Origin of the sequence: Arthrobacter sp. StoSoilB22, from assembly GCF_019977315.1 — a bacterium.
Classification (GTDB): Bacteria; Actinomycetota; Actinomycetes; order Actinomycetales; family Micrococcaceae; genus Arthrobacter.
This window is the reverse complement of record NZ_AP024652.1, coordinates 3,783,620-3,807,347: the sequence shown is the minus strand read 5'-3', so window position 1 is coordinate 3,807,347 and position 23,728 is coordinate 3,783,620. Positions and strand designations below refer to the sequence as shown.

Sequence of the window (23,728 nt, the reverse complement as noted above, 5' to 3'; positions counted from 1 at the left end):
GCTTCTAGGCCGTTTAGGTTTCATCTGACGGGACAACCGCTGGCGTCGGCCGCGCAGTTATGTAGTAGAGGGCAGCCCCGCCGCAAACGCCTCAATCCGATCGAACACATGGGTTTGAGCTAGCTGGGAGGCCCGCCAGTCTTCCGGGATTTGCAGGGAATGATCGGCCCCGGGCACCTCAAAGAACGTCCCGGCACTCTCAGACTTACGTCCGCCGTCCCACAGCTTGTCCAATGAACCGCCGATAAAGAGATCGTCCTTTGAAGACATGCTGATAGTACTTCTGACCCTCTCGTCTGTAAGCAGCGGCGTCAGCCAAATACCCGGGATGCGCTCTTCCTCGGCCCAAGGGATACACAGGGTGCTGAAGGACTTGGCGACAATCAATCGTTGATCGGCGTCTGGTGCGGCCGCGAAAGCCGTCTTAGCGGCAGCCGCCGCGAACTCTTGAGGGCCAGCACCGGGCGAATCGTCAGGAGTCCACCGGACAGCCTGAACATGCCAGCCCAGTGCTCCCAGCATTTCACCAACCCAGAACAGGACTGGGCCCTCAACCGGGTACCCGGAACCGGGAAGCAGGACGGCTACCTTGGTTCGTGCCGAGTGATCAGTGGAGGGTTTTGACCAGGTGAAGGATTCCATAAGGCATGCTAACCGGCGACCGATGACGCGAGCCTGACGGCTGGAGATCAGCCTGCGTGCTCCCTTTCCTGATTGAGCGAAGGCTCGGGGGCACTCCGATGGAAGTGACCAGAACGGCGTAGGCAAAGGTATGTGCCGACGAAGGTGGCAAAGCCCAGAAGTGGCCCGGCCCAGGCGACGATTGGTGAGCCGCGCAGGAACATCGCCACCATGGCAAATGCCGTGGCTGTGATGACCTGAGCCGCGCAGGAACATCGCCACCATGGCAAATGCCGTGGCTGTGATGACGATCGCCGGTTTTTCCGGGGCGAGGTGGTACTGGACCTTCCGGCCGATCTGGCCGTAAAAGAACCCCACGATCAAGGGGAAGACGATGAAAACGCCGCCCACAATCAAAAGCCACGGCATCGCTGCCATGGTGGCGGCGCCGATGGTCAGCCCGTAACAGCCAGCCAGCGTCAGCCAATAGCTGTTGGCACTTTTACCGTGTTTCTTCTTCATGTTCAGACGTCCCCAAATCGGCGAGGGCCCCAGCATAGCCGCTCCCAAGCCGAGCCCGATGTCATGCAATCAGACGCTGGCTCCGCACACCTAGGCCACCCCAAAACGCCACCTAGTTGCTCCAAATTGACCCCTAATTTCGGCCAAATCACCACCTAGTTTCGCCTTTCCGCCCTGTGGGCCATGAACCCGCCCATAGTGTCCTTCTCAGAACGCAGCCCCGGATTAAATGCGGAGCTGCCGGTGAAGACAACTATGGGGTTGGGGAAATGAAGCTGAGTCAGCAACAGAGCATTGCCGCCGCTGTGGATCAGTGGATCACAGGGGTACCCGGACGGATACCGGGTCACGTTATTTTTGTTGAGAATCCCGAGCACGCCGATTACGCGAAGACTCTCGCCGGCGAAGGCTCTACGGTTCTGGTTCTGAACGGCGACAAAGCCGACGGCGGCATCGTCACGGCATCGGGGTCATTCGACGCCGCGGGGGAAGAGCTCCTGGTGGACGGCACCCTCAGCTTGGAGATTCAGGACTATGTGGCTATCCCCTTCGTCAATCTGGTGGGTGTGACGGTAGTCAGGATCACCACCAAGGAGGACTGGCAAGCATTTTTCGACGATGCAGAAGAAGCTGTCCGCTCCGGCCATTTTGTCCAGCAACTCACTGAGGTCAACGCCGTCCTGGCGGAGCGCGGGTTGTTGAGCGGGGCCGCGAAGGACACCCTGTTGCTGACGCGGCTTCACATCACCTGGGATGGTTCCGTCAGGTCCGGTCCCTATGGAACCAAAATCGGCAAGGTAGGTGACTCGCTTCCGGACATCAGAGTCCGGGCCGTTTCTCTGAGGCCGGAGTCCGCCGTTGCCGCTGTCTACTACCCCTGGGACATTCAGGACTCCCTTGAGGCCAAGACCTGGATCCCGCGCTACTTGGCCGCCTTGGATGCTTGGAAGTTCATTCCCCGTGAAGACCGGCCCACCACAAGCCTGGTCGGATTCGGCACCAGTCTCTACGGCGCCACTCTCAATGACGGCCTCCCGTCAGCGGACGCTCCTTTTATCCTCAAGCGGGCTGCCGAATACACTCTGCTGGACCCTAAGACGGGCCGGCTCTTCAAGATCGGCACGGACGCCGCCGCCATTATTGAGGCCGTCTCCACCATGCGAGACATCAAGGTTGCCGCCAGGGTGGTGGCACCCGCACTCAAGGTTTCAGCTGATGTGGCTGAGAGTGCCGCCAGAGCGGTGGTCACGCATTTTGAACAGCTGGGCATCGACATCATGGGTGCGGGCCGATGACTGTTGAGCCGGTCCTGCCAACCCCGCGGACACAACTTCCCCTCTGGGTTCCGCTAACCACCCAGCATGACTTCCACGAGGCCGGCTACACGGCGGTCAGCGCCAACGGCGTGCACGTCACCTTCGAGGACGGCCGGCAACGGATCTGCGCAAAGAGCGGCCTGTGGAACACCAATCTCGGTTACGGAAACCAACAAATAGCTGAAGCCGTGGCTACAGAACTTCACGCCGCCTCCTACCTTCCGCTGTTCCGCACGTCCCACCGGAAAGCGGTCGAGGCTTCAAGGGCCCTCCTGAGTCTGCCTGCACATGACTTCCAACGAGTGGTGTTTTCCACCTCTGGCGGTGCGGCCAATGACGCAGCGATGAAGCTCGCCCGCCAGTACTTTGTTTTGAACGGCCAGCCCGAGAGGAAGCTCATTGTTGGCCTGAGTGGCAGCTACCACGGGCTGACCTATGGAAGCCAAGCCCTCAGCGGTGATGAACTCGGACAGGCAGTTTACGGCGTGGACCGGCGCAATATCCGCCACATCAGATTCGACGACGACGCCGCGGAACTCACCCGGCTGATGCAAAGGGAAGGCCACAGGATCGCGGCCGTCATCATGGAACCGGTCCTGGGTTCAGGCGCGGAATCAGTGCCGGACGGCTTCATTGAGGAGGTCATCAAACACCGGGACCACCACGGCTACCTGGTGGTCGCCGACGAGGTTGCCACCGGCTTCGGCAGGGTGAACGGTTGGTTCGCCTCGGATGCATGGCCTCGACAGCCGGACATTATTATCACGTCAAAGGGCCTGACCAATGGCACCAGCGCTTGCGCCGCCCTCTTGATAGCCCACCGCGTAACCCAACTCTTTGACGCATCAGAGTCCATCTTTGTTCACGGGGAAACCCAAGCTGGAACCCCGGCAACATGTGCCGCGATCCTCAGCACCATCGCTGAGATGAAGCGCTTGGACCACTACACCCTGAACAAGCAGGTGGCTGAGGGTCTCAACCAACTCATTGAAGACCTTCAACACACCCCGGGTGTAGGCAACTCAACGGGTCGCGGCTGTATGCGCGGCCTCAAGCTTCACGCAAAAAACGGCATGCCGCTTTCTTCCGACGGCGTCCTGGCTGTAGTGAGGAACATTCATCAAGCCGGTGCCATAGTCCAGCCGGGGCCTGGGCGGATCCAACTGCTGCCTGCCCTGACTTACACGGAGGACAACTTTGCAGAGCTCCGGGCCGCGGTAAAGGCAGGCCTGTTCAGTGCCGAACGCGACGGAGTTTTCGAGTGATTGCCGATCACGGGTTGAGGACCCGTTGCGTCATTGCCGACGACGGGACGGCACCAAAGTACGTGGGCGGCCTCACTCGCGGCAGAACGGGCTTGGTAGTCGATCGGGACCTCAAAGTGCACCGAGACAAACTTCTTGAAGGTGAACTCAAAGGTTCAGCTGTCCTGGAATTGACTGCGGAGCCCGTCACCGTGGAAACGCTGAGGACCGTGGGCCGCTTCATCCGCGAAAACGGACTTCAGACGGTGGTGGGACTCGGCGGCGGTTCAGTCCTTGACGCGGTAAAGCTCGCCGCAATCTTTACCGCTGACCCCGCTTTGACCATATTCGCTGAGCGCCACGCCAAGCGCTCCGGACTGTTGGTGTTGCCACCGATCACTAACCCCAACGATCGTCCCAAGACGATTCTCATGCCGTCCACGGTGGGTACCGGCGCTGAAGTCAGCGCTGTAGCGTGCCTGGACACCGCCGTCGGACGCCGCTTGATTGCCTCGCGCAATTTGGCAGGTGACGTGGCGATGCTCGACGCCGGGCACCTCGCCACCCTGCCCAAGTATCTGGTTTTCGAAGGCCTGCTTGAAGCCCTGCTGAGAGTGGCGGGGACCATGGTTGGCAGCCAGCACAGCATCTTTGACGACGACGGCCATGTCCTCATCCAACGGATGGTCCGGTTGGGAGAGCGGCTGACTCTTTACGATACGGCGGAACTCCGCCTAACTGCGGCCCGCCTCAGCATGGAGACGCACACCGGATGGGCACTCATGGGCCGCAACCCCTACGGGGCAAGGCACTGGTACCTCGCAAACGAGCTCGCGTACGTGACAGGGGCGAGAAAAATGACGGCGACAGCGTCTGTGATTGGGCCAATCTGGGCCGAAATCACCAACGGTGCAGCAGCCTGGGGCGACCGCCGGAGGCTCCAACAACTGTGGTCCGCGGTCACCGAGGCGGTCCCTGAGCTGGACCCGGATCCGGCTCCTGGTATCAACCACCTGATCCGGCGGTGGGGTATCGCCGGACTCGAGAACATCGGCGGCGAAACGCTTCACCGAACCACGGAAGCTGTTATCCGAAACTGGGGCGGATCACTGCCCATGCTTCGCGGCATCGACGCCGCGCAGATTCAGTACATCCTCCATAGCGCGGCGAGGACCCACAGTCTTGTCCGCCCAACCGGGTGATCTACGAGCGACAAGAGGAAGGAGGTGAGTACATGAACAGCACAGCACTCAAAGCCCTGGACCTCAACATCCAAGAGCTGGAGGCCATGGACGTTCCGGACGACTGGGACGAACGCATCAAGGGCATCACGGCAGGCCTGGCATTGGTGGGCATCGCGGTGGCCATCACCTGATCGCGCAGCCAACTCAAAACGCGCACTGAAGGGAGGTGAAAACGAATGCAAAATCAGCTCAACATCTCCGTCCAGGAGATCGAGTCGATGGATACCCCGGACTTCAACAACTGGTTCATCGGTGTTTCCCAAGGAGTTGCCATCGGCCTGATCGCCGTCAGCATCACCTAATCAGGGGTCCGCTACACAAGCTCCGCTCCGTATCCAGAGACCTAAGAAAGGAGAAGTCAATGATCGCAGCCTCGAACCTTCAGCTGACCATCGAAGAGCTGGAAAACCTCGACACCCCGGACGATACACCGTGGTACATCCGCGTTGGTGACGTCATCATCATTGCCGGCGTCGTCGTCGGCCTCGCCGCTACCTAAGCAAGTCCACGCGGGTGGTGCCATCTTGGCCACCACCCGCGTGAACCCACACCACCACACCGACTCCCGGAGAGCACGAGCTGATGAACACCGCACCAGATGAGACCGCCGACGCCATTTTGCGGATCCTTGGACACGTCGATCCTCCTGAGGATCTGTATAGCGTTTCGGGATCGAGACTCTACGACCAGATCACCGCCAACGACCTCACCGAGCTTCCCGAGATCCTGGCCGCTGCGCGGAAAACCTCCGGGCCTATCTTGGAACTTGCGGCAGGATCCGGACGAATCACGCGACCCCTCCTTGCCTTGGGGCGTCCACTCACCGCAGTCGATTCGTCACCGGAAATGTTGGCCATGCTGAAGGAGAAAGCAGGCACCAAAGCCTTCAACCCCCGCGATGTGAAGGTTGAACTGGTGGAAGCGGACATGTCCCGCTTTGAGATCGACGGCGGTTTCGGTTGTGTGGTTCTCGGTGCCAGTTCCATCACGCTCCTTGATCCGGCGGGGCGCTGGGAGTTGTTCCGTAGAGTGCGCGAATGTTTAACGCCGGACGGTCAATTCCTACTGACGGTCCTGAACGCGGACAACCACCAAGCCCCAATAGACAGTGGAGGCCGCTGCACGGTTTCAGCTCTGGGGGACGATTCGTTCCTGATCACTGCGGAAGGCCGGGACGCTGCCAACGGAGCGCGTCACGTGACCATGATCCATGTCAGTTTTGGCTTGGACGGGACATATAGATCCTCCGCCTACGCAAGCGACGTCGCTTTCCTGAGCAACAGCCTCCTCGAGGAAGAGATCGGTGCAGAAGGACTCAAGATTATTGAGCGCCGCCCGGTACGGATAGCGTCGCCAAGCCCGGGTTTGAATGATGTGGAGCTATGGGTTTGCGGCAAATGAGCGTAGATCCCGTACGGACGCTCCACCCTTCCCTGGGGCTGGTGTCTGAAGCCTCCATCTATGTACCCAATGATGTGGGGCTGTGGCGAACCGTGGGGCGATTAGCCAACAGCACACCGGGTGCTCGGATCGCCTCTGCAGTAGGGGCCTTTGATGTCACAAAGCGGGCGTCTCTGACGAGAGGTGCCGGCGAAGCGGTTGAACGATTCGCCCTGGTTCCCGTGCCGGAAGATTCCGAGTATCTGCTGGCCGGGAACGGCAGCCCCGGCACCAAGATTGACTTTGTCGGCGCCGGCCTGGGATGCGCCTCCGCCTTGCACTGGGACTTCCCTTGGTACCGTGCCATCGACTTGCTGACTGGCGAGCCCACGCTAGTTCCCGCCCCTGTTGTGGATTACTCCCCTGGATGCGGACAGACGAAACCGTGGGACAGGTACTTCGATCCCTCGCCCAACGGCGCGGCGTCCGGACCCTCGGAATCCTTCGCCCAGCGCTCCGGGATCGCAGAAGTCATGGAACGCGACGCCTTCCTCACAGCGTGGCGTCAGAGGATCCCACTGGAAAAGTTCGACGCAGAGAGCATGCCCGTGATGGTGCGCCAGTCATCTGAAGCCAGAGGACTTAGCCTGCTCCTTGTGGCTGCCCGGGCAGCCGGTGTTGAGCCCATCCTCGCCTTCATTCCGAGCAACGATGCTCCGCTGTTGACCGCCGTGTGCATCATTACTGAGGAAAACGGTTTAGCCGGATTCGGCGCTGTGGGACTCAAATCTGCCTCGGACCCAGTGGTGGCGTTGAGGGGAGCGCTTCAAGAAGGGCTCCAAATCCGGGAGCTGTTCCAAACACGCATGCCTTCTGCCGGGCGGGTCCCAACCGCTTCGGATTCCGGCCGCGCGCTCACCGCAGTGACGGACGCACCCGTGACCGACGACGATTCCCGCGCTGACTTCTGGACGACTGCACCGGCGGTAACCGAATTGCGGCAGTGGGTTGGGTCCTTCATACCATCTAGCTTTCCTGGATGCCGGCCCACGCCCGACGTGGATGGTCTGGTGCAGTACCTGGCCGGACGAAACATTCGCACCCACTGGGTCAACCTCACGCATAGGCTTCCTCGAGCTATCCAAGAGCTGGGTTGGACGGCCGGCAAGACCATCTGCCCGGGGGCTGTTCCCTTGACCATGGACGAGACCAAGGAGCTGTTCGTGATGCCGGGCTGCCCTGCAACGCCGCATCCGTTGATATGAGCAGGTCCGGGAAGGCTGTACATGGCGGGCTCGAGTGGCCGGTGCAGCTCGCGTCGGCAGCTTCCATCGACCGGCCGTTGCAGGAAGGCGGGCCTTGGATCGTCGCCATCAATGGCGTGCCGAAAGCGAGGGTCTCCTCCGACGTCGCCGATGTCTTGAAAGCGGTGGACGGCTCCATGCAACCGGCCCAGATCGCCCAGCTGCTGGGACCACTTTGGACGCCCGCGGACGTGGAAGGGATTGTGCGCCAGCTGGCGCACACGGGAATTTTCGACGACGGTGCGGGGCCGGCTGAGACTCGACTGGTCCAGTTCAGACCGCCCTTCACAGTGCAGTTCACCCTTTTCAATCCGGCACAGCTGTTGGAGAGTTTCCGCCCGGCATTCACAGCCATGATCAGACCTGCAGGCGCCGTCACAGCGTTGCTTCTCCTGCTCAGCGGGTTGATCGGTGCGTCTTTTGCGGGGCCCAGCATGTGGCGTGTCCTGTCTACCCCTCTTCCTTTGGAGGCCTATCTGTACGTGGTGGCAGCGATGTTCGCGTCGACGTTGCTGCACGAACTGGGCCATGGCATGGCGCTTACCTACTTTGGGGGCACACCGCGGCGGATCGGGATCATGCTGTTCTACCTCTCACCTGCCTTCTTCTGCGACGTTACCGATGGGTGGCGGCTAAGTTCGCGCAGGCAGCGGGTGTTCGTCGCCCTTGCCGGTCCTTTGGTGCACGTTGCCTTGGGGAGCATTGTGATGGCGGTGCAAGTGTTCCTCCCGGAGTCGTCAGTGAAGGACGCAGCTGTTCTCTACGGATTGATTTGCTACGCCGTGGCGGTGTTGAACCTCTTTCCCTTCATCAAATTGGACGGTTATGTGGCTTTGATGTCCGCCGTGGACCTTCCCCATCTCCGGAAGAAATCGATCGATGCGCTGGCCGACGTGGTCAGCTCCCGTGTTCTTGGATCCCGGCGCTGTATTCCGAACCAAGGTCTCTTGCCCTGGTTCGGTCTAGCAAGCTTCCTGTCAGGGATTGCCTTTATGGTGATCGGCTACCAAAGGCTTGTGCCCATCTTCCTGCAACTTGGATATGCAGGGCACCTGGTTGTTTTCGGTGTTCTTTGCCTGCTGCTGGTGATGGCCGCCAAGGGTGTCGTCGGCTTTTTCCGTGCAGCAACCAAGAATGGAAGCCCAGCGTGGAGGCGGGTTCTGGTTGTCGGTTTGGGTGCTGTGGCCGCCGGAGCGCTCATGGCTTCCATTCCAGTAAGACCCGTGACCGTAACCGGCTACACCTACATAAACGGCGAACTGAATATCGTGGCACCGCTGCAAGGTTCCGGCGCCGCGTTCGAACCCGGCGATCACGTCACGCTCCAATCGCAGGGAATGATCATCCACGAGAACCTGGGCCGGGCCACCATTGGTGACCCGCCGCCGTCGAACGCCATGGCAGCGCTGGACACCATCGCCCCGGTTGCACTGGCCGGGAACAACCTGCCGGTACTTGCCTACCCAAGCGAGTTGGAATCAGGCATGAACCTGTCCTCGTCTGGCCGTGCTGAAGTGACAAGCCAGGGGGAGATGAGCTTGGGGGAGTGGCTGCTGGACACGGCCATGAATTCGCCGCTGTGGCCAGTGCAGTCCGGGCAAACCACCGAATCCAAGGGAGGGCACTCATGATTGTCCACGCCAGCTTCGAGGCGTTTAGTAAGAAGAGAGGCCCGCGGTTTGCTGTTGAAGACCTAACTTTCGATGTCCCGGCCGGGCGGGTGGTGGGCTTGATTGGTCCCAACGGGGCGGGGAAGAGCACAGCGCTCGCAGGGCTAACCGGCCTTGTGGAGGCCACGTCCGGATGTGCAACCGTCTTCGGGCGTGACTACCGGATACTGCCCCGGCCCGCCACCAAAGTTGGCGTGAACCTGGACGGAATGGACGTGGAGCCCGGGCTGACAGGACGCCGGCACCTGCAGATCTGCCGGCTGGCCGTGGGGGCTGAGCCGGAGACTGTGGATCGCGTCCTTGAGTTGGTGGATCTCGCAGCTCAAGGAAACAAGAAGGTACGGGACTACTCGCTGGGAATGCGGCAACGCCTGGGGATTGCTTCCGCCCTGGTGGGCAGTCCGGAGATGCTTGTTCTTGATGAGCCCGCTAACGGCCTGGACCCTGAGGGTGTCCAGTGGCTGCGGAGGTTCCTCCGGGAATTCGCCGCATCCGGCGGGAGCGCCCTCGTTTCCAGCCATCAACTCATGGAGTTGGAACAGGTTGCGGACGAGGTTGTGGTTCTCAGGCAAAGGACCCTGTTTCGAGGAACCCTCAAGGAGGCCAAAGCGCTCGGTGGGGGCAGCCTGGAATCCGCGTACTTCAAGATTCTGGAGGGCAACCGGTGAATGGAACGGCAGTAAGTTCCATGGGCAGTGGACTCCGTGCAGAGCTCCTGCGGTATGTCAGCGGTTATTCAGTGCTCGGCATTCTGGCTTTTACCGCATTGGTCCCTTGGTTCGTTGCAAACTTCCTGGGCTGGCCAGATAACTCGGAAGGGCTATCCGCCGCGGACAACGTCCGGACATTTTGGACTCTTTCAGCAAGCATTGCACCCGTGGCTACGTTCGCAGGAAGCTATGTGGTCACCCGGGAGTCCTATTACGGAAGCCTCCGGCGCAGTGTGGTGTTGTCAGGGCTGAAGCAGGTGCTGATATCCAAATACTTGGCCGCAGCGATTGTTGGCCTCGCCACGGTCACCACAGGAACAGTGCTTTGGGGCGTCAGTGCGGCGTTTTCGCTGCCCTCGGGTGTGCTGGGCAAACTGCTGGCTGCAGAGTCCTGGAACCAGATGCCGGGTGTGGTGCTCGCCGCGACCATGAGTTCATTGTGGGGATGCTCGCTGGGTTGGATCATCCGGCACTACTACGCGACCACCATACTCACCTTGCTGATTCCGCTGGCCGTCGAGGTGCCACTCATGGCAAGTGCACCGGAAGTAGCGCGCTGGCTTCCCTCCGGAGCTTTGGCGGGAATTGCGTCCCTGCCCTTCGACGGACTTCTGGCACCATTTCCTGCTCTCCTTGTATCCCTTGGCTGGCTCATGGCGGCAGGTCTATGTGCCGTGCGTCTTCTCCTAGGGAAGGAGTTCTAGATGGTGTCAGCCTTTCTCTCTGACGTCAGAAGGCCCAGGTTGTGGCTGGGATCAGCCCTCTGCGCCCTCTTGGTGGCAGGGCTCGTGGGCGTACTCATTTGCATGGCGCGACTCGAATCTCAAACATCACCGGGGTTCGACCTTGTTCTCCGCCAAGCCGGCATGTCGCTCATGCTCACAGTGGCTGCGGTGATGGGGTCGTTCTCCTTTACCTCGGACTATAGGGCGGGCTGTTTCACGCGCAGGGTCTTGCTGTTTCAGCGCGCACCGGCGTTCACTGCCAGGTTAGTCAGCACCGTCCTGGCGGCGCTCCTTGCGGGAGCAACCGTAGGAGTGCTGTTCGGAGTTTCCGGAGAACTCATGGACAGCGCTTGGGGAATTACACCTCATGCAGTTCTGGCTTTCACGGGCACGGCCGCTATGGGATCGCTGTGGGGCTTTGCGCTGGGATCCCTCATCCGGAGCCACATGGTGAGCCTCTTCGCGGTGCCGTTGAGCTTGGTACTTCCTGACCTCCTATCAGCCACCTCAAGGAACACCGAACAATTCCTCTTCCCAGTCTTGGCCGCTGACTGGGCTGACCACGTAGCAATCCACATACCAGCCACAGGTTCTTTTCTAGGGGCCATGATCTGGCTTGTAGTGGTTACAGCGGTTGCGTTCGGGATGTTCCTGAAGCGGGATCTGGCATGACATTTCATCTACTTCAACAAAGGAATTCGCAATGAACCGCAGTCCGTTGGTATGGCTCTTTCTGGCATTGGTCCTGGGCGCCTATGCCGTGACCGTTTTCGTCTCCGATTCAGAGCAAACGTGGTGGTCCATCCTTTCCGGGATCTTCATAGCGGCCGCGTCCTTGGTGACACTGTGGAGGTTCAACCGGGAGGTCAGGAAAAACCGCCAACCGTGAAAGGACCTATTGCGCCTAGGTTTACTTTCCAGGCTTTGCCGGTTTCACCACCATCGCCGAACCTCCGCCACGGCGTTGGGGCTCGGCTGCCGCGGTCAAAGATCCGTCCGGATTGAACTCGACGGCGGTTGCCGCCCCGATTTCAGCCGCGGACGTGAAAGCGTCCCCGGCCGGAACCAGATCGTGCCCCAACGACTCCAGCGCAGGGCCGTACGCGTCAATGAAGGCTGGCTCCGAACTGATGGTTGCACCATTCCGGGGTGCAGCCCGCGGGGCAGCCAAGGCCTCCGAAACCGTCATGCCCAAGTCCACGCGGTTCAGGATGGTCTGCAGCACAGTGGTGATAATGGTCGATCCGCCGGGGGAGCCCAGTGCCAGGAACGGCTTCTGGTCCTTCAAAATGATGGTGGGCGACATCGAGGACCGCGGCCGCTTGTTCGGTTCGATCCGGTTGGGGTCCTTGGGGTCATAGACGGTGCTGAAATCAGTCAGCTCGTTGTTCAGCAGGAAGCCCCGGCCCGGAACAACGATTCCCGAACCGCCCGTCTGCTCGATCGTCAGCGTGTATTCCACCACGTTGCCCCACTTGTCGGCGACCGTCAGGTTGGTGGTGGAAATGTTCTCTGTATCCGTCTCATTGGCGAGCGGTGCAGCAGCAGCCGGGCACGCGCCGTCGTACGTTTCTACGTTGCCGGGGGCTACTGGCTTGGGGGCTGCCGCCGCCGGATCTATTTCGCAGGAGCGTTCCTTGGCGAAGACGTCGTCCAGCAGCGTGCTGGTGGGGACCTTCACGAAAGCAGGATCACCAACGTAAGCGCCGCGGTCCGCGAAGGCCAACGAGCTGGCCTCGAAGTAGTGGTGCAGGGCATCCACTGGCGTCATGCCCTTGAGGTCGTAGTTTTCCAGGATGTTCAGGGACTCACCCACCGTGGTGCCGCCGCTGCTGGAAGGAGCCATGCCGTAGACGTCGTACCCCCGGTACTCAACCTTTGTGGGATCTTGGTCCACCACCTTGTAGTTGGCCAGGTCCTGGGTGGTCATGGAACCAACGGGGACAGGCAGCTCTGTTGTTGCCGTCTTGGGTGGAGCTTGCACGGTTTTGACGATTTCCTCGGCGAGAGGGCCGCCGTAGAAGGCGTCAGTGCCCTCCTTGGCCAGTTGCCTGTACGTCGCCGCAAGATCGTGGTTCTTGAAGACACTTCCGACGGCGGGAGCGTCACCACCGGGCAGGAACAGGTCCCGTGTGGAGGTGAAAGCGTCGAAGCGGAGTTTGTTGTCCAACGTTTGCTGGCGGAAGGTCTGGTCCACAACAAAACCGCGGTTTGCCACCTTGATGGCTGGTTTCAGCGCGTCTCCCAAGTCCATGCTTCCCCAGCGTTCCAGCGCGCGCTCCCACGTGGCGGGCGTGCCGGGGACGCCCACGGAGACTCCGCTGGTGACCAGGTCCGGTGTGAATTTGTAGGGCTTGCCGTCGGGGTCCGCGGGGTTGATGAAGGCGTCCGGCTTGATACCCGCCGGAGCTGTCTCGCGCCCGTCAATAGTTCCCACCTGCTTGGTCTTCGCGTCATAGAAGACGAAGTAGCCACCGCCTCCAATGCCGGCGCTGTAGGGCTCGGTAACACCCAGGGTTGCTGCTGCGGCCACGGCGGCGTCGGCAGCATTGCCGCCCTTTCGTAGTACTTCGATTGCGGCTGCGGAAGCCTCTGGATCTACCGTGCTGACGGCACCGCCGTAACCTGTGGCCGTGGCTGTCTTGTCGGTTTCGCGGGGGTCGGCGAAGGCCGGACTGGCCATCGCGCCGCTCGTCGCGGTCAGTGCCAATGCTGCCGTGACCGCAGCCAATTGACGTCTCACATGAGTCATGGTGTCTCCCAGAGTTGTTCCAGACGGTGATGTGGTGGACGGTCCGGTCACCCTATCGCGGGGTTTGCCTGGGGACAACGGTTGATATTCGAGGGCTATTGGGGGTAGGTGCGGTCAGCGCACCATCGACTTCCGCGCGCAGGCACGGCTTATGACTGCCTGTACCGTTGAGCCATGGCAATCAACTTTTGACGTGCGTTGTCGAATGGTTCGCACTCATAAGAATTAGTGAGCTGTGCCGGAGCTCCTGCGCGATATGACCTCGTGTACACCGACGCCTACTAGCCCGATAGCCAGAGCCAGCAAGATCGTGGGCAAGGCCCCTCCGTCCGGGCCAAGGGCTGCCGACAGAACTTGCCTGCCCATCAGCAGCATCTCCGGAATATCTCCGGCCAGCACTCGGGTTCCGAGGACGGCTTGGACGGCGGTGAACAGTGCCGGAAGCAGCCATAGGAGTACGAGGTTAAGCACCCAAGCAACCGCTCGACGGGCGGGTCGGAGGCCACACCACGCCAGCGCGGAACCCACCAGGACGGCGGGGACCCATCGCGCGATGGTCGGCACGGCAGTGGGTACATTGAGGAACCCCACCACGCTCACTACCCACACCACTGCCCACGAAGTGAAGGGAACAGCCATGAGCCCGAATCCGATGGTGGCTTTGACCTGGGAGGGTGAAGCGATGAGCAGCATGGCAACAAATGCCGCGATCACGGAACCGACGACGCCCGCGAGGAGGCCACCGAAGTAAAGGCTGGCCAAGGTGCCTGTGGCGAGGCCCTGGTGCATTACAGAAAATGATTGGACGGTGGCTGTGAAGTGCACCGCGAAAACACCGGCAGCCGCGCACCCCATGACGAGTCGACGGCGGGCGGGTGACCAGATGCGAACAGCAAGCCCGGCCAATGCTCCGCCAACCGTCAGCAGCGCGACAATGGTCGTCGCCTCGTACTGGCTCAGGGGTAGGAGAGCGGGAGGCATCTGAGCTGGCATCACTTGTGTGGCCCACAAGTTCTGAAGTGGCAGTGTGCCGCCCGTGATCCACCATGGCACCAGACCGACAATGCCGGCGAGAAGACCGATCAACCACCCCCACAAGGCGACCCGGCCGGGCGTTCTAGGAGGGTTCGGGGCTGGGGCGGAAGTCTGGGCAGTGTTCTCAGGGTGGCTCACGAGGCTCCTGGTATGAGTCTGAACGGAGTGCCGCCTAATTTAGGCGGGCAAGCCACCCATACTACACCGAATGGACTAATGGGCGTTGGGGGGCGAGAGGTGAATATTCGCCTCCCGCCCCAGGGTCAGAGGTAGCTCTTTACGCTGGCCCGGAGAACTTCTGAGTGTTCGTAGATCTCCTCCAGTGAACTGATCGGAACTCTGGTCTCTTCTTTGTTTGCGTCAAACACGCCAATGTATTTCTGGGATCGGTTGAAGTGAAGGCGGGCTATTGGCTTCCTATTGTTGTCGTCCAAAAGCACCGCAAAATACGATTTAGCATCGCGTTGTACAACCCTGGTCGGCTTCACTTCACTGCAAACGATGGCCCTAACGATTTGGTATCCCTCGATTTCTTCAAGTGTTGTCTCGACGGCGTCGACTTCTGCAAGGTCCGCCTCTGCCGCGGGCTGACTCGACACTGCCGCAGATGCGATTTCGTCAGTGGGCGCATAGGCTTGAGCGCCAAGGGCTTTCTTCAATCGTTCGTTGACTTGGTCATTCAGAAACTGCTTTGTGGCTTTGCTGACCAATGCCGTGAACTGCTCGCGCACTCGCTGGGTATACGCGCCCGTATAAACGCGGGAGGTCAAAAACTTGATCCATTCGTCTTCGGGCTCGCGGAACTGCGCTGCGAGAGTTCTCTTCAGTTCACCGATGTATTTGAGCTCGTTTGCCGCACTGATAATGGAATCCAGATCAAAGACATCTTTGGAAAGTTTCTGAAGTTCAGGCAGGAGACTCTCGTCTATGTCGTTCAAATCCAGGATGAGGAAAGGCTTAGCATCCATGCGGTTTGGGGCATCGAGATCAGTAAAGAACTGATAAATCTCACCATTGGTCAGGATGGCGATCCGCGCATTGGTCACGGCAAAATATCGAAACAGCTGTGACGCATGCTCAATTTTAACAGGCTCAATCGACTTCTTGCACTCAATGAGTATCTGTACTTCGCCGTCTTTCACGATGGCATAGTCAACTTTTTCACCCTTCTTGACACCAACATCGGCGGTGAACTCAGGGACAACTTCCAGTGGATTGAAGACGTCGTAGCCGAGAATCGAGGAGATAAAGGGCATCACGAATGCATTTTTTGTTGCCTCTTCAGTCTCGATCACGCCTCGTTGCTGTCGCACTTTCGCGGCCAAAGCTGACAGTCGCTCTGCAAATTCCATTTGACCCCCATGGTCTAGATTTCGACACGTGAGCCAAACCTTAGCGGAGGGCTCGGAAAAAACCATGTAGGACGGGATTTCCACTGGTCGAGCCTTCAGGCCCGTGCCATCCCCAACACATCCTCGCTGATCTCCCGCCCAATCACCCTCAGCAACTCTGCCGACAACCCGGGGTCCTTCGAGGAGTCCTTGTCCGTGTAGTCGGTCAGTGCGTAGACGGACGTCAGGGACATTTCGGTCCATTGTTCACGTGCCAGCAGTGAGCGTCCCGCGACGGCGACGATGGGCCGCCCAAGGGAACGGCGGGCGACGGCGGCGGGCAGCTTTCCGGCCAGCGTCTGCTCATCGATGCTTCCTTCACCGGTGATGACCAGATCGCAGGCGTCTTTGCGGGTGTCGAAGTCCAGGAGGTCCAGGAAGTAGTCTGCGCCGGAGACCTGCTTTGCGCCGAGGAGCAGGCAGGCGAAGCCGATGCCGCCGGCGCTTCCGGCACCGGGGTGGTGGGGAAGTCCGGGATCAGCGAGTCCGGCGTCGGTGAGGACCGAAGCGAAGTGGACCAGTCCGGCGTCGAGTGTTGAGACCTCGGCGGGAGTGGCGCCCTTCTGGGGGCCGAAAACGGCCGCCGCGCCGGTGGGCCCGTGCAGGGGGTTGTGGACGTCTGTGGCGAGGATGAGTTCGACGCCGTCCAGCTCCGGGATGAGGGAGCCGGTCACCGAGTGGAGGCGGGGCAGCGAGCGGCCGGTGCCCTCCAGCAAGGAACCGGAGTTGTCCAGGAACTGCAGGCCCAGGGCGGTGAGCATTCCCATGCCGCCGTCGGTGCTGGAACTGCCGCCCAAAGCCAGCACAACCCGGGATGGACCCAGCGTCAACGCGAACCGGACGGCTTGGCCGAACCCACGGCTTGAAGCATCCAGTGGGGCAAGGGCGGAGCCCGGCAAGACGGCCAGGCCACAGGTGTTGGCGACCTCCACCACTGCCGTAACGCCGTCGAACGCTACGGTGGCGTGAACCGACTGCCCGGTGGGGCCGGTGACGGTGACGGAGTGGCGGCAGAAGCCGGAGGCGACGGCGGCGTCCACGCTGCCGTCACCTCCGTCTGCGAGGGGAAGGAGCTCACAGTGGACCGTTCCGGAACCATCCGACCCTGCCGAGCGGAGCCCTGCTGCCAGTGCAGCGGCTACTTCGGCGGCGGTGAGGCTGCCTTTGAATTTGTCGGGAGCAATGAGAACGGTGCGGGTCATCTCAGACGGTCTCCGAGTAGGCGGGGCGGCGGTCGGCTGAGGCGGCTGGCCTGGATGGTCCATGGTCCGAGGCAGGTCCCGCACCAGATGAGGGGTCCTTTGGCCCGTGGTGCCCGTATTCGATCAGGTCGTCGTCGATGTCGGTGACCTGGTCAGCGTGGACGGGGTCCTCGGCGGGCAACGGTTCTACCGGTTCGCCGCGGAAGACCCGCCGGGCGCGGTCGGCATCGAGGGTGCGGTCCCACCAGGCGATGAAGAGCGTGGCGACGGCGTTGCCGGTGAAGTTCACCAGGGCGCGGCATTCGGACATGAACTTGTCGATGCCGAAGATGAGCATGATGCCGGCCGCGGGGATGGTGCCAAGGGTGGTCAGTGTTGCGGTGAGGGCGATGAACCCGCCGCCCGCAACGCCTGCCGCGCCCTTGGAGGTCAGGAGCATGACGGCGAGGAGGCCCAGTTGCTGGCCGATGGTGAGGTCCGTGTTGGTGGCCTGGGCGATGTAGAGGGCGGCGAGGGAGAGGTAAATCGCGGCGCCGTCCAGGTTGAAGCTGTAGCCGGTGGGGACTACCAAGCCAACGGTCTCCTTCTTCACGCCGGCGTGCTCCAGCTTGCGCATCAGGCCGGGGAGGGCAGGCTCGGCGGTGGAGGTGCCCAGGATGAGCATGTATTCCTCTTTGAGGTGGCGGATCATGGTGAAGATGTTCAGCTTCAGGAACGCCATGACGGAGCCGAGGACGATCACGACGAACAGGATCGAGGTGACGTAGAACAGGGCGATCAGTCCGCCCATGCTGGTCAGTGAGGAAACCCCGTATTTGCCCACGGCGTAGGCCATGGCCCCGAAGGCACCCAGCGGGGCGGCCTTCATGATGAAGCCCAGAATTTTGAACATCACGCTGGTGAGGCGTTGGACGCCGTCCAGCACGGGGGCACCGACCTTGCCCATGGCGTTCAGGGCGATGCCGAAGATCACTGCGATGAAGATGATCTGCAGGATGTTGCCTTCAACGAAGGGCGAGACCATGCTTTCGGGGATGATGTGCGTGAGGAACTGCCACCATTCCTGGTGCTGGCCGGCGTCGATCAGCTTGGCTGCGGAGTCGGAGGTTTCGATAGTGCTCGCATCTGCGTTGACGCCGTCACCGAGCCGGAAGATGTTGATGGCCACGAGGCCGAAAAGCATGGCGCAGATGGTCCCGATCTGGAAATAGGTCAGGGCTTTCAAGCCCGTCATTCCCACCTTCTTCAGGTCGGCCACGCTGGCGATTCCACCCACGATGGTCAGGAAGACGATGGGTCCGATGAGCATCTTCATCGCATCCACGAACGTGGTGCCGATCGGTTCCATGGCGATGCCGGCCGCGGGGGCAAGCCATCCGACCAGGATGCCGACAACGATTGCGGTCAATACCCAGAAGTACAACTGCCTGTACCAGCGGGTCTTTGGTGGCGCCTTGGTGCCTGAAGTGGCTGATGTGCCGGAAGCGGCTGCGCCGTGGGTGCTGCTGTGGTCCATGATTCCTACCTCGTTGTGGAATGTCTCTGGAGTGAAACTGAAGGGAACGTTCGACGGCGGCGGGCCGGCCGCCGTCGAACGTTTGAGTCCGCGCTTTAGACGGTTGCGAGAGTGGTGACCAGTGCCTTGATGATGGCCTCGGTGACATCCTCGGTAGTGGCGTCGCCGCCGACGTCGCGGGTCAAGTGGCCTGAACCGGTGGCGGCTTCGATGGCGGCCTCCACACGGCGGGCTTCCTCATGCAGGCCGAAGTGGTCCAGCATGAGCGCGGCGCTGGCGATCGCACCGATCGGGTTGCTGATGCCCTGGCCGGCGATGTCCGGTGCGGAGCCGTGGACCGGTTCGAACATGGACGGGAAGCGGCGCTCCGGGTTCAGGTTGGCGCTGGCGGCCAGGCCAAGGCTACCGGCCAGTGCCGAGCCGAGGTCCGAGAGGATATCGGCATTGAGGTTGGACGCCACCACCACCGACAGGTCCTCGGGCTTGAGGATGAATTTGGCGCTCATCGCATCGACCAGCACGCTCTCGGTCTGCACATCCGGGTAGTCCAGGGCCACGCGGTTGAAGACTTCGTCCCAGAGCACCATGCCGTACTGCTGCGCGTTGGACTTGGTGACCGAGGAAACCTTCTTCACGGTGCGGGTCCGGGCGAGGTCGAACGCGAAACGCATGATGCGCTCGCAGCCCTTTTCGGTAAAGAGCGCAGTCTGAAGGGCGACTTCGTTGCCGGGGCCTCGGCCGCTCAGGTTGCGACCACCAAGGCCGGCATATTCGCCTTCGCTGTTCTCGCGGACAACCACCCAGTCGAGTTCGGTGTTGTCAGCCTTGCGGAGTGGGGACTGGACGCCGGGGAGGAATTTGACCGGGCGGATGTTGGCCCACTGGTCAAAGTTCTGCGTGATGTTCAGCCGCAGGCCCCAGAGGCTGATGTGGTCCGGTACGTTCTCCCAGCCAACGGCTCCAAAGTAGATGGCGTCAAAGTCCTTCAGGGCTTCCAGGCCCTTGGGATCCATCATGAGCCCGGTCTTTGCGTAGTACTCCGATCCCCACGGGAATTCGGTCCAGTCGAACGCGAACTTGCCGTTGGAGTTCTCAGCCAGAGCGTCCAATACGCGGCGGCCGGCGGAAACAACTTCCTTGCCTACGCCGTCGGCGGGGATAGATGCGATGCTGAATTTCTGGGTGGCGCTCATGCCTACCTCCTCGTTGAGTTTGTTAGCAGTGAGCCTGTTAGCCGGGTCACACTGTTCTTCCTCTTCAAGTAGACGGCGGAGGGGTAGTCGGCGTCCAAGACCAGGTTTCGATACGGCTGATAGGTACTACCTACAGTCCCTGGTCCCAGCAGTGCTGGCGGTGTGGGAGGCAGCAACCTGTAGGAAGGCCTTGGCCGCAGGGGTGAGGTTTTCCTTCCGGCTGAGCACCGCGACATCCAGGTAGTTCACCGGTTCCACCAGCAAGGTCCGGAGCCCGGCCTTATGGGCAGTAGGCGCCCACGACGACGGCATCACGGCATGCCCCACACCGGCCAGGACCAGCGGCAATATGGAGGTCCGGTGGGCAACTTCCACCACGATCTCCACCTCCACGCCATGGGCCAACGCATCATCCACGAGCCAGCGCATGAGTGATCCCCGCTGGCTGGCGATCAGCCGGTGGCCGCCGAGTTCCTCGCGCTGGATCGCTGTGTGGGTGGAGGGGAACGTGTCCGCCCGTGGATTGACGATCAGGATGAGCGGTTGCCGCTCCAGTTCAAGGACCTCGACGCCGGGTACCTTCACCGGCGTCGAAGAACCGGCCAGCCCTACCTCGTGGCTGCCGCTGCGCACCGACTCGATCACTTCCTCCGGAGTGAAAGCCGCACCAACATTGAGCCGAACGGACGGATGGCGTTGCGTGAACGCCGAGATCATGGAGGTCAGGGGCTCGATTCCCGGGGAGGGCATGGTGATGATGTCCAGCTTCCCGCTGCGGATCCCCCGCAGGGACTGGACGGCTGCCTGTGCTGCATCCAGGTCCCGCATCACCAGCCTGGCTGGTCCCACCAACTCCTTGCCCGCCTCGCTCAGCACGGCCCGCCTGCCGATGCGGTGGAAGAGCGGAACGCCGAGTTCCTTCTCCAGGCCGGCTATGGTCTGGGACAGCGACGGTTGCGCAATGAGGAGATGCTCGGCTGCCCGGTTGAACCCGTCATGATCGACGACGGCGAGGAAGTACTTGAGCTTTCGCGTGTCCATGGGTTTCCTTCGGATCCTGGGTGGGGGCTCCGATAGTTTATGCCTATCAATCGGCTGGGTCAGTGGACGTCATGCCACCAGCCGTAGCGGCTTCTGCCCCAACTGCACCGTGATCTCCTGCCCCCACGATGCCGTGAGCCGGTCGTCTTCCATGCCATCGCCGAAGACCACCAGTTGATCGGAAGCCACGGTAATCCGCAGAACCTCGCCGCTTTCCAGGACGCCCTCGGTCAGGGCAGCGCCAGTGACGGGGGAGGGCCATGCTTCGCGGACGAACCACGCGAGCCGCGGATCGGTGGGTGCCGGGAGGGCCCGCCCTCCGCGTTCCAAGGCGATCGAGGCGCACCAGCCCGTGGCGCCGGTGCCCGTGGAAACGATAAGGCCCGACGACGACTGCCGCTCGTTCTGCCCGCCCGGAACCGTGAAGCTCGGGACCGTGATGGAGTACTTGGCTGATTGGTGTGAGGCGTGCCCGACGAAAACTTCGTTGAGCGCCGAAAGCTGCTGACCGTCGTCGAGGGTTGCCGTCACGGTGGTGAGATTTTGGCAGCGAAGGCGGGCAGCGTCGCCACTAGCCATAAGTGCTGCGGCCGCTGCGGGGGTGTGCCGGACCAGTACGCCCGGGTTTGCGCCTGGCTCAGGATCGATGCCGATCACCGGCTGGCCATTCAGGTACTTGGCAACGTTCGCCACGAGTCCGTCCTGACCTACCACGGCGATAATGTCCTCGGCGGTGAGCAGGAACCGGCTGAGGTCTGCGCGTTCCACCTCGGCTTGCCGCCAATCAGATGGTACGGAAGCCCTGATGGTTGCCAGCGCGTCAGTCAGGCGGTCGTGCCGGTCTTGAACGTCCTGGATGCTGCGGCCGCGGGTGCGGAGGAAAAATTCGGCCTGGCCGCGGGTGGCGTGCCGGTCCAGGAGTTCCTGGAGTTCGGTCCGCCGGTGGACGATGACGATGCGCGGGGTTGCCATGACGTGTCCTTACTTGGTGGCTTCTACAGTAGCGGCGGGTTCCTTGAACAGTCCGGCAAGTGCTCCGCTGAGCAGGTCCGGGGTAATGGTGAGGTTACCGATGTTCGGCAGGCTGCCGGCCGCATCCTTGAGTGCCAACGCGAGGAGCGTGGCCTGTTCCATGCCGCGGTATACCTCCATGGTTGCTGCTTCGCGGGCCGCTGCTGCTTCGCCCACCAACCGGATCTGGTGTGCTTCAGCCTCGGCGCCAATACCTTTTCGTTCAGCTGAACCCTGTGCCTCAATCAGACCGGCGGCAGCTTTCTCTTCGGCGGCGCGGCGGGCGTTGGCACCCTCCTGGGCCACCAAGTTCTCCCGCCGGACGGCGAGTTCAATCTGGCTCGCCATCTCGTTTTCGGAAATAGTGCGTTCGCGTTCGACGGCGACTGCCCGCCTCTCGTACACAGCCCGGTCCGCTTCGGCTTGGAGTTGTTCGCGCACTGGAGTCTGCAGCGCACGTTCGACGTCGGCCTCGGGTCGGATGGCCAGTACCTGCACGCCGAGGATTTCGATGCCGGTGGACTGGAGCCTCGCGTCGGCACGGAGTGCGTCGGTCAGCACCAGACGGAGTTGGCTGACTCCGCGTGCCAATGCTTCGGCCAGTGTGGTGGTGGCGATCTGGTCGATCGCGTGGCTCTGGCAGAGCTGGCCGATGATGGTGGACACCTGCTCGCGTCCGGTTGCAGGTGCTTTGCCGGCGGTCTGGAGCCCGAAGTCGAGTCGGGTGGAGACGGCCACGGGATCAATGAAGCGGTAGGTTACGTTGGCCTGAACGCTCACGTCCTGGTGGTCGCGGGTGATGGCGTGGAAGAGGGTGGGCAGTTCCTGATCGTCCACGGGTACCTCGCTCAACACGGAGTTCGCGGGGCGGAAGAAGAATGCCTGACCAACTCCTTGGTGCCTGACTGTCCCTTTCTGGAGGTGTACGACGTAACCGGTGGGGCTGCCAAGGAAGTGGCTGATCCAGGGGTAGCGCTTGATGATTGCCATGATGTTCGCCTCTTTCGTTTGTTTCTCGTCAAGTTGACGATAACTAAACAATAGAGTCACCAAGCTTTATTGTCAACATGACGATAACTATCTAGAATTGATGCATGCCTGCATCCCATCCAGCGCCCGAACGCTTCCCGGTGACGGTCGACGTCGTCGCCCTGACTGTGCGCGACGGCGAGTTGAACGTCCTTCTCATCACCCGCCTCATCGAACCCTTCAAGGGCAAGCCTGCGCTCCCCGGCGGTTTCGTTCTCGCCGGCGAGGAACTGTTTGAGGCAGCCGGCCGGGAGCTCGCGGAGGAAACCGGCGTCGAGCATCTTCCGGGACACCTGGAACAGTTGGGCAGTTACGGCCCGAAGGGGCGCGACCCCCGCGGTGACGTCCTCACTGTGGCGCACCTGCTCCTGGCACCGGACTTTCCGGTGTTGTCGGCGGGCAGCGACGCTGAACATGCCGCTTGGTATCCGGTGCGGGACATCCTTGACGGGAAGCTTGAGCTGGCCTTCGATCACGCACGCATCCTTGACGACGCCTTGGAGCGGGCAAAGTCCAAACTCGAATACTCACCCTTGGGCGCCGCATTCTGCGGCGAAGAATTCACCATCGCCCAGCTCCGCGCAGTGTACGAGGCAGTGTGGGGGACGCGCCTTGACCCGCGGAACTTCCACAGAAAAGCCACCGGAACGCCGGGCTTCCTGGAGGACACAGGACGAATGACAACGGGCGACGCCGGTCGGCCGGCTGCCCTGTTCAGGCTCGCCCCCGAGGCGCGTCCGACGCCGGGCCAGCCCACCCGCGCGGTACTGAACCCGCCGCTGATGCGGCCGAGAGAATAACGTACCTGCGCACCCACCTGGG

At 61.5% G+C, this 23,728-nt stretch carries 24 protein-coding genes; 14 read left to right on the top strand and 10 right to left on the bottom strand.

Annotated elements, in window-relative coordinates; all coding sequences use genetic code 11:
• Positions 1 to 57: 57 nt before the first annotated feature.
• Complete coding sequence (locus tag LDN70_RS17635) at positions 58 to 1,143, bottom strand: hypothetical protein (RefSeq protein WP_223940951.1); 1,086 nt, start codon at positions 1,141 to 1,143, stop codon at positions 58 to 60.
• A gap of 269 nt (positions 1,144 to 1,412) precedes the next feature.
• On the opposite strand from LDN70_RS17635, the gene mpaB reads away from it, so the two are divergent.
• From mpaB to LDN70_RS17575, 13 genes are all read left to right on the top strand, one after another.
• Positions 1,413 to 2,438: a daptide biosynthesis RiPP recognition protein gene (mpaB, locus tag LDN70_RS17630; RefSeq protein ID WP_223940950.1), complete on the top strand. Its 1,026-nt coding sequence runs from the start codon at positions 1,413 to 1,415 to the stop codon at positions 2,436 to 2,438.
• A complete protein-coding gene (gene mpaD, locus LDN70_RS17625) occupies positions 2,435 to 3,724 on the top strand; it encodes a daptide-type RiPP biosynthesis aminotransferase (protein ID WP_223940949.1) in 1,290 nt (429 codons plus the stop codon). Before mpaB ends, mpaD begins: the two co-directional genes overlap by 4 nt.
• Positions 3,721 to 4,905 carry a daptide-type RiPP biosynthesis dehydogenase gene (mpaC, locus tag LDN70_RS17620; RefSeq protein ID WP_223940948.1) on the top strand — a complete coding sequence of 395 codons (1,185 nt, stop codon included), beginning with the start codon at positions 3,721 to 3,723 and terminating at the stop codon, positions 4,903 to 4,905. The genes mpaD and mpaC overlap by 4 nt, the downstream gene beginning before the upstream one ends.
• A 32-nt stretch (positions 4,906 to 4,937) precedes the next feature.
• Complete coding sequence (locus LDN70_RS17615) at positions 4,938 to 5,078, top strand: daptide-type RiPP (protein WP_160147628.1); 141 nt, start codon at positions 4,938 to 4,940, stop codon at positions 5,076 to 5,078.
• A 45-nt stretch (positions 5,079 to 5,123) separates the two neighbouring features.
• On the top strand, positions 5,124 to 5,249 hold the full coding sequence (locus LDN70_RS21175) for a daptide-type RiPP (protein WP_274595832.1): 126 nt from the start codon (positions 5,124 to 5,126) through the stop codon (positions 5,247 to 5,249).
• Positions 5,250 to 5,308: 59 nt separating this feature from the next.
• Complete coding sequence (locus LDN70_RS17610) at positions 5,309 to 5,446, top strand: daptide-type RiPP (protein WP_160147629.1); 138 nt, start codon at positions 5,309 to 5,311, stop codon at positions 5,444 to 5,446.
• A gap of 83 nt (positions 5,447 to 5,529) precedes the next feature.
• Positions 5,530 to 6,348, top strand: coding sequence for a daptide-type RiPP biosynthesis methyltransferase (gene mpaM, locus LDN70_RS17605; protein WP_223940947.1), 819 nt, complete (start codon positions 5,530 to 5,532; stop codon positions 6,346 to 6,348).
• Positions 6,345 to 7,592: a YcaO-like family protein gene (locus LDN70_RS17600; RefSeq protein ID WP_223940946.1), complete on the top strand. Its 1,248-nt coding sequence runs from the start codon at positions 6,345 to 6,347 to the stop codon at positions 7,590 to 7,592. Before mpaM ends, LDN70_RS17600 begins: the two co-directional genes overlap by 4 nt.
• Positions 7,589 to 9,262, top strand: coding sequence for a daptide biosynthesis intramembrane metalloprotease (gene mpaP, locus LDN70_RS17595; protein WP_223940945.1), 1,674 nt, complete (start codon positions 7,589 to 7,591; stop codon positions 9,260 to 9,262). Before LDN70_RS17600 ends, mpaP begins: the two co-directional genes overlap by 4 nt.
• Positions 9,259 to 9,969, top strand: a complete 711-nt coding sequence (locus LDN70_RS17590; protein WP_142937927.1) for an ABC transporter ATP-binding protein — start codon at positions 9,259 to 9,261, stop codon at positions 9,967 to 9,969. Before mpaP ends, LDN70_RS17590 begins: the two co-directional genes overlap by 4 nt.
• 20 nt (positions 9,970 to 9,989) lie before the next feature.
• Positions 9,990 to 10,715, top strand: coding sequence for a hypothetical protein (locus tag LDN70_RS17585; RefSeq protein ID WP_223940944.1), 726 nt, complete (start codon positions 9,990 to 9,992; stop codon positions 10,713 to 10,715).
• On the top strand, positions 10,716 to 11,408 hold the full coding sequence (locus LDN70_RS17580) for a hypothetical protein (protein ID WP_223940943.1): 693 nt from the start codon (positions 10,716 to 10,718) through the stop codon (positions 11,406 to 11,408). It abuts the gene before it with no gap.
• A 31-nt stretch (positions 11,409 to 11,439) separates the two neighbouring features.
• The gene (locus LDN70_RS17575; protein WP_142937930.1) at positions 11,440 to 11,625 is read left to right on the top strand and encodes a SoxR reducing system RseC family protein; all 186 of its coding nucleotides are present in this window, start codon (positions 11,440 to 11,442) and stop codon (positions 11,623 to 11,625) included.
• A 21-nt stretch (positions 11,626 to 11,646) separates the two neighbouring features.
• Here the strand turns inward: LDN70_RS17575 and ggt are convergent, their stop codons facing one another.
• The 9 genes from ggt to LDN70_RS17530 form a co-directional block, all read right to left on the bottom strand.
• On the bottom strand, positions 11,647 to 13,488 hold the full coding sequence (ggt, locus tag LDN70_RS17570) for a gamma-glutamyltransferase (protein ID WP_223940942.1): 1,842 nt from the start codon (positions 13,486 to 13,488) through the stop codon (positions 11,647 to 11,649).
• Between the two features lie 225 nt (positions 13,489 to 13,713).
• A complete protein-coding gene (locus LDN70_RS17565; RefSeq protein WP_223940941.1) occupies positions 13,714 to 14,469 on the bottom strand; it encodes a hypothetical protein in 756 nt (251 codons plus the stop codon).
• 317 nt (positions 14,470 to 14,786) lie between these two features.
• Positions 14,787 to 15,875 carry a type I restriction endonuclease gene (locus LDN70_RS17560; RefSeq protein WP_223940940.1) on the bottom strand — a complete coding sequence of 363 codons (1,089 nt, stop codon included), beginning with the start codon at positions 15,873 to 15,875 and terminating at the stop codon, positions 14,787 to 14,789.
• Positions 15,876 to 15,970: 95 nt separating this feature from the next.
• Complete coding sequence (locus tag LDN70_RS17555; RefSeq protein ID WP_223940939.1) at positions 15,971 to 17,116, bottom strand: glycerate kinase; 1,146 nt, start codon at positions 17,114 to 17,116, stop codon at positions 15,971 to 15,973.
• A 1-nt stretch (position 17,117) separates the two neighbouring features.
• Positions 17,118 to 18,632, bottom strand: coding sequence for a C4-dicarboxylate transporter DctA (gene dctA, locus LDN70_RS17550; RefSeq protein ID WP_223940938.1), 1,515 nt, complete (start codon positions 18,630 to 18,632; stop codon positions 17,118 to 17,120).
• Positions 18,633 to 18,727: 95 nt separating this feature from the next.
• Positions 18,728 to 19,825 (bottom strand): tartrate dehydrogenase, encoded by a 1,098-nt coding sequence (locus LDN70_RS17545; protein ID WP_142937937.1) that lies wholly within the window; start codon positions 19,823 to 19,825, stop codon positions 18,728 to 18,730.
• A gap of 126 nt (positions 19,826 to 19,951) precedes the next feature.
• A complete protein-coding gene (locus LDN70_RS17540; RefSeq protein WP_223940937.1) occupies positions 19,952 to 20,866 on the bottom strand; it encodes a LysR family transcriptional regulator in 915 nt (304 codons plus the stop codon).
• Positions 20,867 to 20,935: 69 nt separating this feature from the next.
• Complete coding sequence (locus LDN70_RS17535; protein ID WP_223940936.1) at positions 20,936 to 21,838, bottom strand: diacylglycerol kinase catalytic domain-containing protein; 903 nt, start codon at positions 21,836 to 21,838, stop codon at positions 20,936 to 20,938.
• Positions 21,839 to 21,847: 9 nt separating this feature from the next.
• On the bottom strand, positions 21,848 to 22,867 hold the full coding sequence (locus LDN70_RS17530; protein ID WP_223940935.1) for an SPFH domain-containing protein: 1,020 nt from the start codon (positions 22,865 to 22,867) through the stop codon (positions 21,848 to 21,850).
• 104 nt (positions 22,868 to 22,971) lie between these two features.
• Between LDN70_RS17530 and LDN70_RS17525 the strand changes: the two genes are divergently transcribed.
• Entirely contained in the window at positions 22,972 to 23,706 is a 735-nt protein-coding gene (locus LDN70_RS17525) for an NUDIX hydrolase (RefSeq protein ID WP_223940934.1), read from the top strand.
• Positions 23,707 to 23,728 lie beyond the last annotated feature (22 nt).

What these genes read in the sequence shown, in the direction of transcription:
- LDN70_RS17635 (WP_223940951.1), bottom strand. Translation starts at nt 1,143, where the DNA reads ATGAAGAAGAAACACGGTAAAAGTGCCAACAGCTATTGGCTGACGCTG.
- mpaB (WP_223940950.1), top strand. Translation starts at nt 1,413, where the DNA reads ATGAAGCTGAGTCAGCAACAGAGCATTGCCGCCGCTGTGGATCAGTGG.
- mpaD (WP_223940949.1), top strand. Translation starts at nt 2,435, where the DNA reads ATGACTGTTGAGCCGGTCCTGCCAACCCCGCGGACACAACTTCCCCTC.
- LDN70_RS17615 (WP_160147628.1), top strand. Translation starts at nt 4,938, where the DNA reads ATGAACAGCACAGCACTCAAAGCCCTGGACCTCAACATCCAAGAGCTG.
- LDN70_RS21175 (WP_274595832.1), top strand. Translation starts at nt 5,124, where the DNA reads ATGCAAAATCAGCTCAACATCTCCGTCCAGGAGATCGAGTCGATGGAT.
- LDN70_RS17610 (WP_160147629.1), top strand. Translation starts at nt 5,309, where the DNA reads ATGATCGCAGCCTCGAACCTTCAGCTGACCATCGAAGAGCTGGAAAAC.
- mpaM (WP_223940947.1), top strand. Translation starts at nt 5,530, where the DNA reads ATGAACACCGCACCAGATGAGACCGCCGACGCCATTTTGCGGATCCTT.
- LDN70_RS17600 (WP_223940946.1), top strand. Translation starts at nt 6,345, where the DNA reads ATGAGCGTAGATCCCGTACGGACGCTCCACCCTTCCCTGGGGCTGGTG.
- mpaP (WP_223940945.1), top strand. Translation starts at nt 7,589, where the DNA reads ATGAGCAGGTCCGGGAAGGCTGTACATGGCGGGCTCGAGTGGCCGGTG.
- LDN70_RS17590 (WP_142937927.1), top strand. Translation starts at nt 9,259, where the DNA reads ATGATTGTCCACGCCAGCTTCGAGGCGTTTAGTAAGAAGAGAGGCCCG.
- LDN70_RS17585 (WP_223940944.1), top strand. Translation starts at nt 9,990, where the DNA reads ATGGGCAGTGGACTCCGTGCAGAGCTCCTGCGGTATGTCAGCGGTTAT.
- LDN70_RS17580 (WP_223940943.1), top strand. Translation starts at nt 10,716, where the DNA reads ATGGTGTCAGCCTTTCTCTCTGACGTCAGAAGGCCCAGGTTGTGGCTG.
- LDN70_RS17575 (WP_142937930.1), top strand. Translation starts at nt 11,440, where the DNA reads ATGAACCGCAGTCCGTTGGTATGGCTCTTTCTGGCATTGGTCCTGGGC.
- ggt (WP_223940942.1), bottom strand. Translation starts at nt 13,488, where the DNA reads ATGACTCATGTGAGACGTCAATTGGCTGCGGTCACGGCAGCATTGGCA.
- LDN70_RS17565 (WP_223940941.1), bottom strand. Translation starts at nt 14,469, where the DNA reads ATGCCTCCCGCTCTCCTACCCCTGAGCCAGTACGAGGCGACGACCATT.
- LDN70_RS17560 (WP_223940940.1), bottom strand. Translation starts at nt 15,875, where the DNA reads ATGGAATTTGCAGAGCGACTGTCAGCTTTGGCCGCGAAAGTGCGACAG.
- LDN70_RS17555 (WP_223940939.1), bottom strand. Translation starts at nt 17,116, where the DNA reads ATGACCCGCACCGTTCTCATTGCTCCCGACAAATTCAAAGGCAGCCTC.
- dctA (WP_223940938.1), bottom strand. Translation starts at nt 18,632, where the DNA reads ATGGACCACAGCAGCACCCACGGCGCAGCCGCTTCCGGCACATCAGCC.
- LDN70_RS17545 (WP_142937937.1), bottom strand. Translation starts at nt 19,825, where the DNA reads ATGAGCGCCACCCAGAAATTCAGCATCGCATCTATCCCCGCCGACGGC.
- LDN70_RS17540 (WP_223940937.1), bottom strand. Translation starts at nt 20,866, where the DNA reads ATGGACACGCGAAAGCTCAAGTACTTCCTCGCCGTCGTCGATCATGAC.
- LDN70_RS17535 (WP_223940936.1), bottom strand. Translation starts at nt 21,838, where the DNA reads ATGGCAACCCCGCGCATCGTCATCGTCCACCGGCGGACCGAACTCCAG.
- LDN70_RS17530 (WP_223940935.1), bottom strand. Translation starts at nt 22,867, where the DNA reads ATGGCAATCATCAAGCGCTACCCCTGGATCAGCCACTTCCTTGGCAGC.
- LDN70_RS17525 (WP_223940934.1), top strand. Translation starts at nt 22,972, where the DNA reads ATGCCTGCATCCCATCCAGCGCCCGAACGCTTCCCGGTGACGGTCGAC.